Raw genomic sequence first — 19,005 nt, 5'->3', positions numbered from 1 at the left:
TGTGTGTTGAGGAGTGTTATGGATAACTTTTTGGATGAGAAAATCCCTTTTACTATGCCTTTCAAGCTTACGGGCAGGAATTTATTCCTCCTGCTGAGTTTAGGGCTCTGTATTGCAGCGATCGGTTTAGATGTATCAGCAGGTAGATTTTTGAATTCGCCTGCATCGCTATTTCTGCCAATAGCTGTTTGTGCCTTAGTTGCATCGGGTTTGGGCTATATAGTCGTGCCTTTACTCCAGGAACTAAAAGCAGGACAAATAATTCGCGAAGACGGCCCCCAAGCCCACTTGAAAAAAGCTGGAACTCCAACAATGGGCGGAGTTTTTTTTGTGCCTGCGGGAGTCGCAGTCGCTTTACTCTGGTCTAGATTTAACTCAGATGTTGTTGCTGTATCGGCTTTAACTTTAGCTTACGGTTTCATCGGCTGGATTGACGACTGGCAAATCCTCCGCCGCAAGTCGAATAAAGGTATTTCACCTCGGATGAAATTGGCTTTGCAAGTAGGTTTTGCAGCTATATTTTGTTTGTGGCTGATTTTACACAATCCAAGTATTTCTACGAACATTGCTTTGCCTTTCGGTTGGGTATTACCTTTGGGTTTTATGTTTTGGCCGCTGGCGGGTTTTGTGTTAGTTGCTGAAAGCAATGCTACTAATCTTACCGACGGTGTTGACGGGTTGATGGGAGGCTTGGGGGCGATCGCACTTTTGGGATTAGGTGCATCTGTAGCCTCAACTTCGCCAGAATTAATGATTTTTTGCGCCTGCATTAGCGGCAGTTGTCTCGGCTTCTTAACTCACAACCGCAATCCAGCGCGAGTGTTTATGGGCGATACAGGTGCTTTGGCTTTGGGCGGTGCTTTGGGTGCGGTAGCTTTATTAACAAATAGCCTTTGGATATTATTAATAATCAGTGGGATTTTCTTGATTGAAACGGTGTCAGTAATTGCTCAAGTAGGTTATTACAAAGCTACAAAAGGCCCTGATGGCATCGGCAAGCGTCTGTTAAGAATGGCTCCACTTCACCATCATCTAGAACTCTGCGGCTGGTTGGAAACTCAGGTGGTTGGTATCTTTTATTTAACTAACGGGGTGTTAGTGTTGATGATTCTGATGTTGACTGGTAACAGTTAAAACCGGATTATTAATAAACTTGACAGCATATGTAGCTGATGTTTTCTACCATGTTAAAAAACAAATAAGATGCCCGTTCCACAAGAACTCAATGCAGTTGTGGAACGGGCATCTTGCCCGTTTTAGACTCAAAAAACAGGCAAGATGCCTGTTCCACAACAACTTCAGACTCCAAAAAACAGGCAAGATGCCTGTTCCACAAAAATTCAAGGTAATACCAATTCTGAAAAATAGGTTTATACATGGATTGTACGCGAGCATCTGTAGAGAGACGGCATTGCCGTGTCCGATTTGCGGAGGTTTTTCGTAGTAGTGACTTTAGTTCTGATTGACTCAAAAATCAGTAGAGAGGATTAATGAACAATGAGCAGTTTTTACCGATTGTTTCGGTGGTGATACCTGTTTATAATGGCGAGATGGATTTGCCGGAGTTAATCGAGTGTCTGCGATCGCAAACTTACCCGCCACACAGTGTAGAATATCTCTTAGTAGACAACAAAAGTCGCGATCGCACTTCCACCATCCTTCAAGCAGCAGCATCTAACCCCCCCTCAGTCCCCCCCTTGCTAAGGGGGGGAAGTAAGAAGGGAAGTAATAATCAAATCACCATTCGCAATCTCAGCGAAAATAAGATTCAAAGTTCCTACGCCGCCCGCAATCAAGGGATTCGCGCCTCAAAAGGCGAAATCATCGCCTTTACCGATGCAGACTGTCGCCCCGAAACTCAATGGTTGGAAAATTTAGTTAAACCATTCGCTGACTTAGAAATAGGAATTACCTGCGGTGAAATCCTCGCCCTTCCCGGTAACACTGTCTTAGAAAAACACGCAGCCCGCGACAATACTTTATCTCAAAAACATACTCTCGCTCACCCTTTTTGTCCCTACGGTCAAACGGCAAACTTAGCTGTACGCAGGCAGATTTTAGCACGAGTCGGTTTATTTCGCCCGTACCTTACGAGTGGTGGCGATGCGGATTTGTGCTGGCGGATTTTGCGGGAAACATCCTATAAAATTTACTTTGCCGAAAGTGCGATCGCCCGACACCGCCACCGCAGTACACTGAAACAGTTGCACAGTCAATGGTATCGCTACGGCGAGTCGAATCAATATTTGCACGAACTCCACGGCGTGGATTTGATGCGAGAATTCACAACAGGAGAATATTTGTATCGGCTGGCTAGGTGGTTGTTAAAGGAATTACCGATTGCTGCGGCTAAAATTATGATCTGCAAACTCGATCTGGTAGATTTGTTCAATACGCCGATCGGTCTTTTGAATGTGAGAGCAAGGGCGATCGGACAGCGACAAGCCACACTGCCTTTAGCAGCACGGGACATTGAGCAGCTTTAATCCTTAGAACCAGACAGGGGGTATAAACCGCGCCTGTACAGGCTTGTACCCACTAGAAAGCGGGTTGAAGACCTCTGTTGTCCTCTTGGGTATGCAGAGGCAAACATCGTTTGTGTAAACCAGGTTTCAACCGCCGTCTGAATCTTGGCATCATATAAGTAGAGTTTATCTGTATATAAGTATGCTGAATCAGCGAATATGAAAATTTCAGGCAATCCTTAATATAAAATTAATAAGTCTATTTTGAAGCTCCCGGTTTCAAAAGGACAGGAAACTCGCAGTCACCCCAAAAAATCTTTACTTCTGACGATCGAGATTATTCTCAGATTGTTAAATTTTTGTAACAATTACAGGTAATGCCAATGGCTCAAATCCTACTCCAGACCGTTTGGTTTATACCTTGCTATCCACTCATCGGCGCATTTCTCTCGATACTGTGGTTCCCAGCAATAACTCGCCGCACGGGGCCTAGACCCTCCGGTTACGTCAACGCCATCTTAACTTTCTTCGCTTTCGCCCACGGCGTCATCGCCCTCACAGCAATCTGGAACCAACCGGCGCAACACCAGTTCATTCCCTGGCTGAACGTAGCAGGTTTAGACTTAACCATTCCTTTAGACATCTCTGCTGTCACCGTCGGGGCGACAGTTTTGATCACCGGACTAAACCTTCTGGCGCAGATTTATTCTATCGGTTACATGGAAATGGACTGGGGCTGGGCGAGGTTCTTTTCCCTGATGGGGCTGTTTGAAGCGGGGATGTGTGGCTTGGTTTTGTCCAACTCTCTGTTTTTCAGCTACATGATTCTAGAAGTCCTGACTCTGGGAACTTACCTGCTAATCGGGCTGTGGTTCAATCAGTCTTTGGTGGTGACAGGAGCCCGCGATGCTTTCTTGACTAAGCGCGTGGGAGACTTATTTCTGTTGATGGGAGTAGTCGCAATTCTGCCGCTGGCGGGAACTTGGAATTTTGACGAGTTGGCAGTTTGGGCTAAGACTGCAAACATCGACCCCACAGTGGCGACGCTGTTGAGTTTAACTTTGATTGCCGGCCCGATGGGCAAATGCGCTCAGTTTCCCCTGCACCTGTGGCTGGATGAGGCGATGGAAGGCCCCTTGCCGGCAACGATTTTGCGGAACACGGTAGTTGTGGAAACCGGCGCTTGGATTTTGATTAAATTGCAGCCGGTCATCGCTTTGTCGCCCGTGGGGCTGAAGACAACTATTATTGTAGGCGCTGCAACGGCGGTGGGTGCTTCCTTAATTGCGATCGCCCAAATCGACATCAAGCGCACGCTATCCTATATAGTTAGCTCTTACATGGGCTTGGTATTTATCGCAGTCGGTACCGGACAAACCCAAACAGCTTTGACATTGATATTTGCTTATTCCTTGGCAATGGGTTTGTTGGTGATGAGCATCGGTTCAGTAGTTTGGAACAGCATCACTCAAGATGTCCGAGCTCTTGGCGGTTTGTGGGCGAAGCGCCCAATATCCGGCATATCATTTCTTGTCGGCGCTGCTGGAGTGATTGGACTTCCACCCTTCGGCTGCTTCTGGGCTTTATCAGAATTAGCAGGCGGGCTTTGGAATACCCACCCTTCACTGTTAGGAATCCTGCTATTTGTCAACGGCGTAACTGCTTTTGGCTTAGTGCGCGTTTTCGGTTTAGTCTTCGGCGGCAAACCAAAGCAAATGACCGAACGTTCCCCGGAAGTTTCCTGGCCTTTTATCTTGCCGATGACCGTGTTAATGGGATTTACCTTGCACGTTCCGCACTTGCTCGCAGCGTGGCAATTGCTGCCTTTGGCAACTTTGAATTATACAGCAGCGGGACTGTTAGTTTTGTCAAGTGCGATCGGCATCGGTGCAGGGGCATTTATTTATCTCAACGAAAAGTGGGAAAAACCAGTGCGAATTGGTTCTCAAGCCGTGCAAGACTTCTTTGCCTACGACTTTTACACCGCCCAACTTTACCGCGTCACAGTGGTATTTGCAGTCGGTCTGATATCCCAAATCATATCCTGGATCGATCGCAATATTGTTGACGGATTCGTAAACTTAATCGGTTTAGCCACAGTTTTCGGCGGACAGAGCCTCAAATACAACGTCAACGGTCAAACTCAATTTTACGCCCTGACAATTTTGTTCGGAGTTGCACTTTTGGGACTGCTAGTAAGCTGGCCTCTGTTGGCTCGCCTCTCGTTAATTGTTGGTGGGTAAAGAGATATAACGTATAAAATTTTAGGTGACATTTACAACCTAAAATTTTAAATAAATGAAATCTTGAATAAAGATTTCAAACCCTATCCAACAATGCCAAATACATGAAAGACAATAACCGACCAGTCAATCTTTCCCGACGTAATTCACTCAAATTTGTAGCAGGAGCAATAGGTACAGGAATACTCGCAACACGACTAGGCGCTGATGTGGCTGCACCGGCACCAGCAATTGCTCAAAATGACATGACTCCCGATGCTGCTTTAAAACAGTTAATGGACGGGAACAAGCGATTTGTTGACAGAAAACGCACAAATCCCCACCAAGACTTATCCAGGCTCACCGAAGTAGCCAAAGGTCAAAAACCCTTTGCTGCTATTCTCGGCTGTGCAGATTCCCGCTTTCCTTCCGAGATTATCTTCGATCAGGGATTTGGAGATTTATTCGTCTGTCGCGTGGCCGGAAATGTGGTTACTCCAGAAGAACTGGGCAGCCTGGAATTTGGCACGCTGTTGTTGGGAGCAAAAGTGCTGATGGTAGTCGGGCATGAAAACTGCGGTGCGGTAGGTGCAACCCTCAAGGGCGGTGAAGTTCCCGGCCAAATTGGCAGTTTAGTCGATTCAATTAAGCCTGCTGTAGAAAGCTCGAAAAACCAACCGGGCGATCATCTCGAAAATGCCGTAAAAGCTAATGTTTTGCTGCAAGCTAAAAGGTTGAAAGCATCTCCAGTTATCTCTAAGTTAATTGAGGAGAACAAACTGAAAGTTGTTGGTGGATACTACGATTTAGATACGGGTGCTATCAGTATTGTTGCTGATTCCTAATGCAATTTGTGATTAATAATTTGGGGTAAAGTCAACATCTAAACTCTCAAATCATTAATGGCTAAAACCTAGAAAATAGATTCTTTACTCTTCACTGTTCACACATTATGCTTAGTGCCTTGCTCTGGTTGCCCGCGTTGGGCGCTGCGGTAGTCGGGTTCTTGCCCGGAAACATGAATACGATGCGGGTGCGTTCAGTAGCCTCCGCTTTCGCTGCTGCTGTTTTTCTGTTGAATATCCTGCTGCTGACTCAATTTGATACGACAAATTCAGGACTGCAATTTCAAGAATATTTGCCTTGGATTCCCCAATTAGGTTTGAGCTACAACTTAGGGGTTGATGGCTTATCTTTGCCACTGGTGGTTTTAACCGGATTACTGACGGTATTAGTAATCTATGGTACCGGTGAAGAAATCGCTCGCCCCCAACTTTATTACTCTTTGATTTTACTGATCAATGCGGGGGTGGTGGGAGCTTTAATGTCTCAAAATTTGCTGCTGTTCGTCCTGTTTTACGAACTAGAATTAATTCCGTTTTACCTGTTGATTGCGATTTGGGGCGGCAAGCAGCGGGAATACGCTGCGATGAAGTTTCTGATTTACACGGCAGTTTCGGGACTTTTAGTTTTAGCGGGATTTTTGGGTGTAGCTTGGCTGAGCGGCTCTTTAAACTTCGATTACAGTGCGATTACTACTCAAGACTTGTCCTTGAAAACGCAATTAATCCTGCTAACAATTGTGCTGCTGGGGTTGGCAATTAAAATTCCTTTAGTTCCCCTGCACACTTGGCTACCGGATGCCTATGTCGAAGCTTCGCCAGCAACCGCAATTCTGTTGGGAGGGGTTTTGGCGAAGTTGGGAACTTACGGTTTAATCCGGTTTGGTTTGCAGATGTTTCCCGAAACTTGGTCGATTATCGCTCCCGGTTTAGCGATAATTGGTACAGTCAGCGTGATGTACGGTGCTTTGAGCGCGATCGCCCAAAAAGATATCAAGCGCATGGTAGCCTATAGTTCGATCGGGCATATGGGCTACATCCTCGTCGCCTGTGCAGCCGGAACAAAACTCGCCTTAATCGGTGCAGTCGGGCAAATGGTAAGCCACGGCTTGATTTTAGCTTTGCTGTTTTATCTAGTAGGCATCATCGAAACCAAAGCCGGCACGCGGGATTTGGACGTACTCAACGGCTTGATGAACCCGTTGCGAGGTTTGCCCACAGCAAGTTCCCTGTTAGTTTTGGGAGGCATGGCAAGCGCCGGCATTCCCGGTTTAGTCGGTTTTATCGCCGAATTTTTAGTATTCCAAGGCAGTTTTTCAGCATTTCCAATTCCGACTTTGCTGTGCATTTTAGCCTCCGGGTTAACAGCAGTTTACTTTGTAATTCTGCTCAACCGCACCTGTTTTGGAAAATTGGACAACGCCACGGCTTACTACCCTGCGGTTAAGTTTTCCGAAAATATGCCAGCCCTAGTCTTAGCCGCTCTCATTTTCTTCTTGGGAGTGCAACCGGTGTGGCTGCTGAAGTGGAGCGAATCTACTACCAATGCGATGGCAGTAACTCTGTCAACGGGCAGATATTCTCAAGTAGCTGTTAGCTATCAGCCGGATAAATAGAGCGTGAGAAAGTGGAAGATGGAAAAAGTACGAGTCTTTGATGATTCTGCTTTCTTCTTCTTTCTCATTTCTTCTTCTTCGTTGTCCCAGCAGATTATAAATGTGTTAAAATAGGATAGAGCCGTCAACTACGGCAGCTTCATAAATAGACGCGAGAGTTTTAGCTCACTGACAAAATAGCACTGATTGCCAGGAAATAAGAACTCATGAAACGGAAAAAGATTTTTAGTTTGCTCGCAGTGGTAACCATTCTTTCATCTGGAGCAGCCACTTCTACCTTTGCACAATCCCTAACTCGAATCAGCAATTTGCGACCGTCGAGAACACCAATTACCATCTCTGGAAAAGTAGTCGGTTTTGGAGACGCTGATGAAAATGAGTGGATTATCGACGACGGCAGCGGTCAAATTAGAATCGATGCTGGCCCCCGCTCCTGGCGCGATATTAATGTATCCAAAGGTGAAACAATCAGAGTTGTTGGCGAGATGGACGACGGTGAATTTGATGCTTTTTCTATTACCCGCTCGAACGGCTCAGTAATTAACATCCGCTCTCCCAAAGGCCGGGAGCCTTGGGATGACAAAAAGGACGATTAACTGCATAATTTTGCGCTCTTTGTCCGCAGAGCCTGGAATTGCGAACAAGAAGATTGCCTCCGACATTCCTGGAGGCATAAAAACATTCAAACCTTAGTTTTTTACCATTCCTCGTGACTTTAACGAAAAATATTCGTAAAGGAAACAAATTTCTGACTGCCTGTGCGTAAGCCCTAGGCCTAATTCCAAATATTTCTAAATAGTCAAATTCATTCAAACCAAGGAACAAACAATGGTACAAACACCTACTAAACCAGCAACTAAATTGCCTCCTTCCAAGCACGAATTTGCCGAAGTAATTCACAGACTGGAAGCTGGCGGCGCGATGATTCCAGATACGCCGGAAAATCTGATGCAAATCATCGCGATTTGGAAGGCCTACGCGGTGCCGATGGACTTCTACTGGCGGGATTTACTTTACATCGCCGAACGGGTATTTTTACACCCGCTGCCCTTCTTTAAATACTTCTTACCCCAGGAGTATTTAGATTTGCAAAATCACTATTCAGGTGATGGTGCAGATTTACGGATTTGGCGGGGGACTGGAAGCGCACACCCGGAACTTTTGGAGTTCATGGAAAATGGTGAAACTGGCAAAAAGTCGCGACTGTTTCACCATTTGTGGCACGATCGCATTAACATGGAATTTGCCGAAGAGGTCATGAGGTCGATGCTTTGGCACCGGGGGATGTACGTGCCTGTCAATCAGTTTGACCCTTATCTCGACAGCGACGAATACAAAGCTAATGCCGATCGCGCCATTAAAGCTTATTTCAAAAAAGACCCGTTCATGCTGGCTATGCACAAAGCATTCCCCGAAATGTTTTTAGAACAATGCCGCCAGATGTCTTATTACAGCAATCTCGGCTTGTTTTGGGAAGTCATGGCCCCGGTGTTTTTTGAAGTTTCCGACTTGTACGACGAAGGCAAAGTTACCACTGTCCCGCAGGCGATGGATTTCATCACAAATGGCATATTTGCGATCGCCGGAAGGCCAATTTATCACCACGTTGTCATCGACGGCGAAACCTACGAAATAATCCCGAAATCTAAAGGTTTTACTTGGCTGTATGAAGCAGCGCTACCTTACGTAGAAGCTATATTTTACCGCACTTCGCCGTTCCGGGGAACCAAATCGTACAACGCGCAAGCCAGGGAAGTTCCCGACGATCAAAAAGACTTCCACTACGGAGTTTTGTATGCAGATAAATTCCCGGTAGGAACTGCTGGAATTCCGCCGACTTTGCTAGCACAAGATATGCTGCACTTCCTGCCGCCTTATTTGATGGATTTCTACAAACAGCGGTGTCGTGGCGAAGATGATATCCTAAATCAAATTGGGGTGACGTTCCAGCGATCGATGTACTGCGTTACTTCGGGGGTTATTCAAGCTTTGCGGGTTGCGCTATTATATCCTTTGGATGACCCAAATCCGAAGCATTTGAAGGCGAATCGGGCGTTTTTCGAGTCTCAGATCGATCGCTTCTGCCGCCCAGAATACGGCATGAAATATGCGGCGAAGTTGAAGAACATTCAGACTTCGGATTACAGATAGTCAGTTGACAGTTGACAGTTGACAGTTGTCAGTTGACAGTTGTCAGTTGACCTTTTGCAAAAATCGCAAACAATCTTGAAATACATCTGCGTTAATCTGCGTTAATCTGCGGTTTCTATCTCTAATCTAAGATTTGTGCAAGATATCTACTGACTACTGACTGCTGACTACTGACTACTAACTACTGATTAATTACAATGAACAGCAAAAATCTAGCTAAATATATTGAAGCAACCGACGGAATTTCCAAACCGTGGCTGTTGGTGCAACTGCGACTGAAAAAACTGCAAGAAAGGCGATCGGACATTTCTGCTGAAGAATATATCACAGAACTTGCGGAACTTCACCAAGATTTAATGAATCTGGGCGAATGGTGGGTGGGAATCGAAAATGAAGTGTTTTAATTCGTTAGCGATGCAAACACGATATAGTTTGTTAGTCATTTTTGATATGCGGCTAATTAGCCGCATATCAAAAATTATATAAATAAAATTTATTGATGTAACCGGATGCTTGACATTATAAATTTGATTGGCTAAATTCAACTTATAGTATTTTTCCTTAGTTCATATAAATTATCAGTAGGAGTGCGTTAACAGTTGACAGTTGACAGTTGACAGCGAAGTTTTTAGGCAGGGGATTTAAGTCCCAGCCTAAAAACAATCCATCTAAAGGTGGGGGCTTAAATCCCCTGTGATGCAGGTTAAGTTGTGAATCATCTATCCGCACCTCTGGTATGGTGCGTCATATCCTCACATTTTCTCCATATTTCAAGCGAACGGTCTGACGCTAGGGTAAAATACGAAATATTCACCTACTTGAATGTTGCAAGCTGGTGAATGTTTTTGGCACATTTTATCGGATTTTTATCTCTAATTTAGGTGCATCTAAATGGGACAGATAATTATTAACGAATTCCGGCGCGCTACCGGAGACTTGACTGGCAATGAATATGTAGAGTTACTGCTAACAGAAGATGTAAGTGCAACTCAGCTTCAGAGCTATTTTGTGGGCGACTCAACTCTTCCAACAACAGCCAAATATTCAGCTTACCAATTTACGAATATGGCGAGTATTGCTCCTGTGTTTAAAGCAGGAACAATAATTGCGATCGGCGGTTCAACCGCCAATCAAGAGATTGCCTACAACCCCATACCGTCGGGAACAAATAATGATTGGAACATTCGATTGAGCCTTGAAGGTGGATTTTTGACAAAGCTGCTCCCCGTGGGAAATTTTGATGGGGATTTCGCAGCTTCAGATGTTGTTTATGTTGATAATACTAGCACTACAAACTTCAATACAGTAGATGCGATCGCCTGGAGGACATCGGGAACCCACGGAGCCTTTGGGAGTGCCGCTAAGGTTCAAATTTCCGCACCAAACAACGGGGGAATTGTCGAGTTTTCTAGCGCTATTAGCGGTGTCAGCGTCACTGCTAATTATGCTGTGAATAGTTCCGGTTCCTTGGGTTTGCCCAACGGCGGAATTAATACTATTTATATTAATAGTCTCCGCAACCCGCAGCTCAACAGCGCTCCAATTTTTGTAAATCCTGTTAATACGCAGATCGCAATTGATGAAGACACAGCCAATGCAGCTAACACGGGCTTTAGTATTTTCAACACCTCTAGCGAGTTAGGAAATGACGCGAATGGCGATGCTTTGGGTGTCGCAGTTACCGCCGCAGACAATACTAACGGCAACTGGCAATTTTCAACTAACGGCAATACTTGGACAAATTTCGGCACAGTGTCGGAAAGTTCAGCAACAGTGCTCGGCTTGACTCCTCTTTATAATGGCTTACTTGGTAACACTCCCAGTTCTCAAAATTGGCTGTCTTTGACTAATTTAAATCCCGCTTCTCCGACTGTTCTTGCTTCAGAAATATTTAGCGGGAATGGAGCTAATTTAAACAGCACTGATGCTAATAGTATTTATGCTGGCTACACAGTAAATCCTTTGAATTCGTCATTTACTACGCTCGATCGCAATTCTGGCTTTAGCCTATCTTTTGATCTGCAAATCATCTCGGAATCCCGCACGAATCAAAATCGAGCTGGTTTTAGCATTGTTGCGGTTACTAGCGATCGCAAAGCAATTGAAATCGGTTTCCAGCAACTATCTGCAACTTCCGGCAATATTTTTGCCCAAGGCGACAACATTACTCCGAATCCAGGCGGACAAACTAATGGCTTATTTGTTGCTGCTGAAAATGTTGCTTATAACACTAATCTTGCTACTAACTATACTCTGAAAATTCTAGGCGACAATTACTTTATTTCCGACAGCAATAATGTTATACTTACCGGCCCGCTGCGAGATTATGCTGCATTTACTGGCGCGATCGATCCTTATGAAACTCCTAATTTTCTATTCCTTGGTGACGACACAACCTCGGCGCAAGCTAACATTAACTTGACGCGGGTTTCACTGCAAACGCCTGGGAAAGTCCGGTTTGTACCCAACCCAGATTATTACAGTACCACTGGAAGTGAACCAAAAATTACGTTTCGGGCGTGGGATGGAAGTAACGGAGTGGGTAACGGTACTGCGGGGGTTAATGCTTCAGTTACTGGGGGAACAACACCGTTTAGCACTAATAGTTTGACACGTTCGATCGCAGTTAATGCAGTCAACGATGCACCTGGGTTTGTCAAAGGGGGCGATCGCACTTTTAGCAACTCCGGCGCGCAAACCATCCCGGGATGGGCGACGGCGATTTCTCCGGGCCCCGCCAACGAATCGGGACAAACTGTGGCTTTCCAAGTAGTCGGAAATGACAATGCTGCTTTGTTTAGCGTACCACCTGCGATCGACTCGGCGGGCACTCTAACCTTTACACCGGCGTCAGGGGCGATCGGCAGTGCTAATATCACTTTAAACCTGAAAGATAATGGCGGTATAGATAACGGTGGTGTCGATAGTTCGGCTAACCAAACTTTCAGGATAAACCTCAATAATCCAGGCACATTTAACTTCAGCAACGCCAATTATATCGTTAATGAAAATGGTAATTTTGCCACAATTACCGTTACTCGCACTGATTCTAGTAATGCGGCTGCTGCTGTAAATTATAGCACAAGTAATGGCACTGCTAATTTTGGAATCGACTATAACCAAACATCGGGAACCTTAAATTTTGAAATTGGTGAAACTGCTAAAAATTTCACCATTAAAATTGTAGATGATTCGGAAATAGAAGGCAATGAAACTGTTAATTTAATCCTGAACAATCCCACGAATGAAGCCGATTTAGGAGCGATTTCTAGTTCTGTTTTGACTATTGTAGATACCACTCCAATTCCGACTCCAATTCCGACTCCAATTCCGACTCCGACACCGATTCCGACTCCGACTCCTGCGGAAACTCCAATTCCGACACCAACTCCAACTCCTGCGGAAACTCCGACGCCAATTCCAACTCCAACTCCTGCGGAAACTCCGACGCCAATTCCAACTCCAACTCCTGCGGAAACTCCGACGCCAATTCCGACTCCAACTCCTGCGGAAACTCCGACGGCGAAACCAGTTGCGACTCCGACTCCTGCGGAAACTCCGACACCAATTCCGACTCCGACTCCGACACCTGCGGAAACTCCGACGGCGAAACCAGTTGCGACTCTAACTCCTGCGGAAACTCCGACACCAATTCCGACTCCGACTCTAACTCCTGCGGAAACTCTGAAGGCGAAACCAGTTTCGACACCAACTCCTGCGGAAATTTCAATTCCGACACCAATTCCAACTCCAACTCCTGCGGAAATTTCAATTCCGACACCAATTTCGACTCCAACTCCTGCGGAAACTCCAATTCCAACGGCTAAACCTGGGGAAATTGCGATCGCAAATCCGAATTATGCGATCGCCCAAACCGAAACTTCCCAACCTGCGCTAATTCCTGCTGTTTCGGAAGACTGTATGTGCGATCGAATCAATTTACCCGATCGCGCTGCCATTCTCCGCCCCAATATCCCTGAAAACATCCTCAGCGGTACAAACAGCAGGGATTCCCTCACCGGTAGCCATATTAATGACAGCATCAACGGTTTTAATGGCAGCGACTTGCTAATGGGCTTATTGGGTAGCGATAATATTTACGGTGGTTTTGCTAGCCCGGTTGCTGTGGGCGCGGATGTAGATAGCGACACCATATTTGGTAACGAAGATCATGACTACATCGTCGGGCACGCTGGGAATGATGTTATTTATGCCGGGAAACATGACGATCGGGCGATCGCAGGCAAAGATCATGACGTAGTTTGGGGCGACAAAGGCAACGATACTTTGCTTGGGGATGAAGGGGGCGATCGTTTATTTGGCGGCACTTCTGACTCGTCTGAGGGCGACTTAACAGGAAAAGATTTGCTTTTTGGGGATAACGGCAACGACGTTTTGTACGGGCAAGAAAGCGCAGATACTCTTGTTGGCGGCGAGGGAAATGATACAATTTTCGGCGGCAAAGGTAACGATCTAATTTGCGGCGAATCTGGCAACGATTTGCTGTTTGGAGATTTGGGAAGTGACACGATCTGCGGCGGCGAAGGCGATGATACAATTTTCGGAGATATTGAGAATATCGCGACGGATGCTAGCAGTCAAAAAGATTATTTGTGCGGCGGTAACGGCAACGATCTAATTTTTGGCGGTGGAGATGCCGATCAATTGTGTGGCGGTGAGGGTAGCGATACTCTGTGGGGCGGTAACGGTGATGATACTTTGATTGGGGGAAGCGGGCGCGATTACTTTTGCTTGACTGCGGCGGAAGGTGGCGATGTTATTGTTGATTTTAGGCAAGGTGAGGATTTATTGGTTTTGATGGGAGGCTTAAAGGGCGATCGCATCAGCATTCTCCAAGAAAACACTACAACCTTAATCAAAATTGCCAACACAGATAAAATCTTAGCTACTCTCAACGGCGTACCAGCTAATCTCATCACTCAACAAGATTTTATCGTAATTGACTTTGGTTCGTAGTGAGGACTTTAGTCCTTCTTCACTTGCGTAAGCGATGTTATCATGAATTCACTCAGAGAGTTTCTAGAAAAACTGGGAGGAACGCCAAATGTTAGAAAAGCTTTTAAGTAACAGGAATTTGTCTCTAATTGCGAAGCGGTATGGTTGGCAGTGTATCGTCTTCAGCCTGTCTTTAATTCTAATTCTTAGCGGATGCAGATTGCCCCAGGCTGTCAGGCAGCAGACACCGACAGCAGACAGATTGCCTGCGTCGGTTGCCCAGCAAACACCGACAGCAAACTACAAAACTTTTACCGATTGGTGTGCCAATAAAGTTAATTTGAACCCAGAGGCTAGAATTACTGTTGATGCGTTGTTGAAGGAAGCTGGAACTAATGAGTGCCAACCAGCTAACCAGAAGCTTTCAAGTCTCCCTCAACTCTACCTCGCTGGCAATAAAATATCAGACATTACACCCCTAAAATCTCTGACCAACCTCACTTACCTGTACCTCGCTGGCAATAAAATATCAGACATTACACCCCTAAAATCTCTGACCAACCTAACTTTCCTTGAACTCTTACAAAATAAAATATCAGACATTACACCCCTAAAATCTCTGACTAAACTAACTGCTCTCAGTCTCAGTAGCAATGAAATATCAGACATTACACCCATAAAATCTCTGACTAAACTAACTGCTCTCAGTCTCAGCGTCACTAAAATATCAGACATTACACCGCTGAGATCTCTGACTAAACTAACTAAACTCGACCTCGGTGGCAAGGAAATATCAGACATTACACCCCTGACATCTCTGACTAAACTAACTGAGCTCGGTCTTAGTGGCAATGGAATATCAGACATTACACCCCTGACATCTCTGACTAAACTAACTTTCCTGAACCTCGGTGGCACTAAAATATCAGACATTACACCCCTAAAATCTCTGACTAAACTAACTGCTCTCGGTCTCAGCAGCAACGAAATATCAGACATTAAACCCCTGACATCTCTGACTAACCTAACTTCCCTCATCCTTAGCGGCACTAAAATATCAGACATTAAACCCCTGACATCTCTGACTAACCTAACTTCCCTCATCCTTAGCGGCACTAAAATATCCGACATTAAACCCCTGACATCTCTGACTAACCTAACTTATCTCGCTCTCACAAACAATCCAATATCAGACATTAAACCCCTGACATCTTTAACTAACCTAATTGAGCTCATTATTAGAGACACTAAAATATCAGACATTACACCCCTGACATCTCTGACTAAACTAACTAAACTCGACCTCGAAGACAATCCGATCGCAAATAAAACCTGCCCCCTCAAACCAGAGTCTATCTGTCAGTTTTAACGGCTGGGGAAGAGTGCGCCACGGAATTTTTAGCAGGAAGTACGATCGCACTTACACACAACCAATCCCTAAAAAGACCGTTTTGACAGTGATTCGCTGTGACTCGTTAACTCTGGTTTCAAGGAAATTGGCAAAAACACTAACACATCCAAATACCACCACCAGCGTTGAGGAGGAATAGCTTCAGCTTTTCTGATGTCAGCTAAATTGACAAAGCGCGACAACTCATGATAAAAATCATTTACATTTTCAATTAATTGGCGATCGCCCTTGGTGAGTAACGTCTTTTCGGCTTCACTCAAGTCAGATTCAATTTCTACGAGGCGATCGCGAATTTGAAGCATTTCCAAGTGTTCTGCACCGCTGACATCAGGAAACTCAACACTAACACAATAGTTTTTTAACACAGAATTCATAAGCAACCAGATTTATCCAACTGGTTCGCAATCAAGACTTCAGTCCTTCCTTAGCTTAACTCAAGAAAGGACTGAAGTCCGAACGATCGAACCTAATTCCCTATTTAAAACCAGTCAACACCCCATAAATTGCCCAAATCGCCATCGCCCGCAAATAGTGACTCGCCCGAAAAGTCCCGCCCGCCGTAATAGCTTCCGGCGTGCGAAACTGCAACCCATTCTCATAAATCTGCCTCACCACCGCATCAGTCAACTTAAACGCCTTATCCTCCATTCCCATCTGTACCAAAAAAGCCGCCAACCCAAAATTAATCCCCGTCCAAACTTCCAAAGGATGAGTCGCGTTCGGATTTTCCGGCGCACCGTTTAGCATTACTCCATTCGCCGCCCCAAACTCGCCGTCATTGAACTTTAAAAAACAAGATTTATACACAGTTTCTAAAGCGCTGACAGCACATTCTGGCGGCACAATATCCGGCAATCCTAACAATTTTGCGTAAAATTGACCGCACAATTGGTCTGCCATCACTACTTCCGAATTACTCTCGCTATCCAAACGGTAATATTGACCGTTCCACAGTTTTTCCTGATAGTTCGGTCTTGCTTGTAGCAGCCAACTGTGATATAATGCAATCTTTGCTTGGGGATTGGGAATTATTTCGGGTGCTGCATCTTCTAAGACTTCGCCGATCGCGATCGCAGCTTCCAGCGCCGCCAACCACAAACCCCCGCAATACGCACTAATCCCCCGCATTTGCCAATCATCAAACGTCTGATCCGGCGCACCCGAATTCTCAGGAATGCCGTCCCCATCCTCATCAAAAGTTTTTAGATAAGCCAAAGCCTCAACAATGGCAGGCCAACAATCTTGCAAAAACTCACAATCTGTGCTACCAGTCAACAGAAAATCCCGATAAACCTGCAACACAAAATCGCAAGGTAAATCCTTCCATAAATTGCAATCTTGATAGCTAGTATAATTCGTTTTCTCCCAAGGATGTTCGTTGGGAGCACCCAAATCGTGCGGTGTCGAACCGACAGCTTTTCTAATAGCCGCAGATTGATTCCAGCCAACAACTCGCGGAGTATCGTCTCCCGTCGAAATTGCCCTCGCAAAGGCAATCATTACCGACTTTTCCAATTCAGGCCACAGCATCAACAAAGCAAAAGAACCGTACAGTCGCACGTCTAAACTTTCGTACCAGCGGTAATCAATGCACTCCAAAACCCCAAATTGACCCTTGGGATCGCGTTCATCCGCCGCAGTCCAAAGAGTACCGCCGTCAGTCAAAATGTACAACTCATTAAACAGCGCCATTTTAAAACTATCTGACAAATCTGTGCGTTCTAAAATGGGTTTTTGCCAAGCTTCAATACTTTCGCGCCAAGTATCGGAATGCTTCATCGCGGTACGAATAATCGGCCAAACATTTTTGCCATTCCGTCCGAAGAAATCAGTATAGCGGCGGTAGTAAGAAACTCCCGATGCAAACTCAGTAACTGGCAAATCCCAAGCTAAAATAAAGGGAATTTTGCGAGTTTTGCCTGGTCTAATTGTAAACCGAACTGCGATCGCACAAGCCAACCGTTCCCCTGCGGCGGCGGCTGTCTCATCTCTGTCATCCAACAAGAAACCTTCACTAGAAAAGTGTCGCCAAATATCCTCGCCATTCCCCACCGGATTCCAGCGAGTTTGATAGAATACTTCTACCGCCGGATTGGTAATAGTTGCGATCGCCCACTGTCCCTCCCCCTCTTGTGGCTGATCGTTAGCACTCAACCGCGCCATCACGCAACCAATTCGGTGAAAATCTTCCACAAACAAATTCAAATTTCCGGCACTTTCTCCCCACCGGGGTTGATAGTCATAAAATGGACTACCATCATCTCGCACCATGACTTCCGGCGACTTGTTAGCATTAGTAAACCAGCCGACAATATTCTCCCAAGTCAGCATGATGCTGAGAGTAATCGGCGCATCTGTAGGATTGTGCGCCACCCATTCAAACATCGCAACTGGGTAACTGGTTTCTTGATAATTATTCGGCAAAATTGGCGAAAATTGCTCGCAACTTAATTGAGCCTCAAACACATTTTCATAAACAAACCAACTACGCGGATACAAAGCATGATAAGTCCCAGAATTTGACTCTTCTCCCGTTATTTCTTCATCTTCCCTTCTTCCTTCTTCCTTCTTCCTTCTTCCTTCGGAGGGATACCATTTCCAACTAGATAAACTGCCATCTGTCGGAGGTTCAGTAGATAGTGCATAGGCTTGTTTCTTACCTTTTGTTTCTTCAAAAACGCTGAATTGACAAGCGGGTAAACTGCGAAAAATATGCTCGCCGCCGTCGATGTGCCAGAGGTTGAAGTCGCCACGGGGCGATCGCCCGATGCAGCCAGCCCCGAAGCCACCCAGAGGCATTCCGTGCCAGGGCCCGTCGTCGAGATTGCTTGCATAGCGGACTGTATAGGGATTCTCCCAACCGAGGCCGATGGGACGTTTCCAGGTATGCGGAGGGATGTTTGGGTTAGATGTGCGATCGTTATTCATGGGATTTATCTTAGCGCGCGATCGGGCTTAACAATCATTTTTTATTTAAGAAAACCGGGCGGTTGAAACCGCGTATATACAGACAAAACCCGACGGGAGTGGGTTGAAGAATACCGGGCAATTAAAATTATGTTATTTTCTTGAGTCCCTCTGAGCTCGGACTTCGTTTTTGTAGACGCGGTTTCAACCGCCGTCTCATCTAACGGGGCAGAATATCATCTAACCGCAGTTGCAAACTCTTTAATAGAGGAGAAACAATCGGTTCGCCCAAGCGAAATAGTTGCTTGGTATAATCTCGATCAATCAGTTCGCAAACCGTGACAGTAGGTTGTTTCGGTGTAAGGATTCAGGTCTAAGATTGGGGAATTAAAGAAGGCATAAATAAGTCACAAAAATGGGCAGATATAGCATCAC

The 19,005-nt window shown here is 45.6% G+C and carries 12 protein-coding genes; 10 read left to right on the top strand and 2 right to left on the bottom strand.

Features of this window, described 5'->3' with window-relative positions:
• Positions 1 to 18 precede the first annotated feature (18 nt).
• The 10 genes from mraY to QUB66_RS22465 all read left to right on the top strand — a co-directional run bounded on the left by mraY (position 19) and on the right by QUB66_RS22465 (position 15,621).
• Entirely contained in the window at positions 19 to 1,134 is a 1,116-nt protein-coding gene (mraY, locus tag QUB66_RS22510; protein ID WP_265240087.1) for a phospho-N-acetylmuramoyl-pentapeptide-transferase, read from the top strand.
• Between the two features lie 356 nt (positions 1,135 to 1,490).
• A complete protein-coding gene (locus QUB66_RS22505; protein WP_332969809.1) occupies positions 1,491 to 2,486 on the top strand; it encodes a glycosyltransferase in 996 nt (331 codons plus the stop codon).
• 362 nt (positions 2,487 to 2,848) lie between these two features.
• Positions 2,849 to 4,708 (top strand): NAD(P)H-quinone oxidoreductase subunit F, encoded by a 1,860-nt coding sequence (locus tag QUB66_RS22500; protein ID WP_265240085.1) that lies wholly within the window; start codon positions 2,849 to 2,851, stop codon positions 4,706 to 4,708.
• A 104-nt stretch (positions 4,709 to 4,812) separates the two neighbouring features.
• Positions 4,813 to 5,532: a carbonic anhydrase gene (locus QUB66_RS22495; RefSeq protein ID WP_265240084.1), complete on the top strand. Its 720-nt coding sequence runs from the start codon at positions 4,813 to 4,815 to the stop codon at positions 5,530 to 5,532.
• Between the two features lie 107 nt (positions 5,533 to 5,639).
• On the top strand, positions 5,640 to 7,145 hold the full coding sequence (locus tag QUB66_RS22490; RefSeq protein ID WP_265240083.1) for an NADH-quinone oxidoreductase subunit M: 1,506 nt from the start codon (positions 5,640 to 5,642) through the stop codon (positions 7,143 to 7,145).
• A gap of 206 nt (positions 7,146 to 7,351) precedes the next feature.
• Complete coding sequence (locus tag QUB66_RS22485) at positions 7,352 to 7,741, top strand: NirD/YgiW/YdeI family stress tolerance protein (protein ID WP_332969810.1); 390 nt, start codon at positions 7,352 to 7,354, stop codon at positions 7,739 to 7,741.
• A 232-nt stretch (positions 7,742 to 7,973) separates the two neighbouring features.
• A complete protein-coding gene (locus QUB66_RS22480; protein WP_265240081.1) occupies positions 7,974 to 9,296 on the top strand; it encodes a CO2 hydration protein in 1,323 nt (440 codons plus the stop codon).
• Between the two features lie 197 nt (positions 9,297 to 9,493).
• On the top strand, positions 9,494 to 9,700 hold the full coding sequence (locus QUB66_RS22475) for a hypothetical protein (protein ID WP_265240080.1): 207 nt from the start codon (positions 9,494 to 9,496) through the stop codon (positions 9,698 to 9,700).
• A 487-nt stretch (positions 9,701 to 10,187) separates the two neighbouring features.
• Positions 10,188 to 14,273 carry a choice-of-anchor Y domain-containing protein gene (locus QUB66_RS22470; protein ID WP_332969811.1) on the top strand — a complete coding sequence of 1,362 codons (4,086 nt, stop codon included), beginning with the start codon at positions 10,188 to 10,190 and terminating at the stop codon, positions 14,271 to 14,273.
• 88 nt (positions 14,274 to 14,361) lie between these two features.
• Entirely contained in the window at positions 14,362 to 15,621 is a 1,260-nt protein-coding gene (locus QUB66_RS22465) for a leucine-rich repeat domain-containing protein (RefSeq protein WP_332969813.1), read from the top strand.
• 68 nt (positions 15,622 to 15,689) lie between these two features.
• On the opposite strand, the gene QUB66_RS22460 is transcribed toward QUB66_RS22465, so the two are convergent.
• On the bottom strand, positions 15,690 to 16,037 hold the full coding sequence (locus tag QUB66_RS22460) for a hypothetical protein (protein ID WP_265240078.1): 348 nt from the start codon (positions 16,035 to 16,037) through the stop codon (positions 15,690 to 15,692).
• A 100-nt stretch (positions 16,038 to 16,137) separates the two neighbouring features.
• Entirely contained in the window at positions 16,138 to 18,591 is a 2,454-nt protein-coding gene (locus QUB66_RS22455; RefSeq protein ID WP_332969814.1) for a GH116 family glycosyl hydrolase, read from the bottom strand.
• Positions 18,592 to 19,005 lie beyond the last annotated feature (414 nt).

Origin of the sequence: Microcoleus sp. A2-C3 (genome assembly GCF_036706065.1) — a bacterium.
In the GTDB taxonomy this organism is placed as follows: Bacteria; Cyanobacteriota; Cyanobacteriia; order Cyanobacteriales; family Microcoleaceae; genus Microcoleus.
This window is presented reverse-complemented; position numbering and strand designations above follow the sequence as displayed.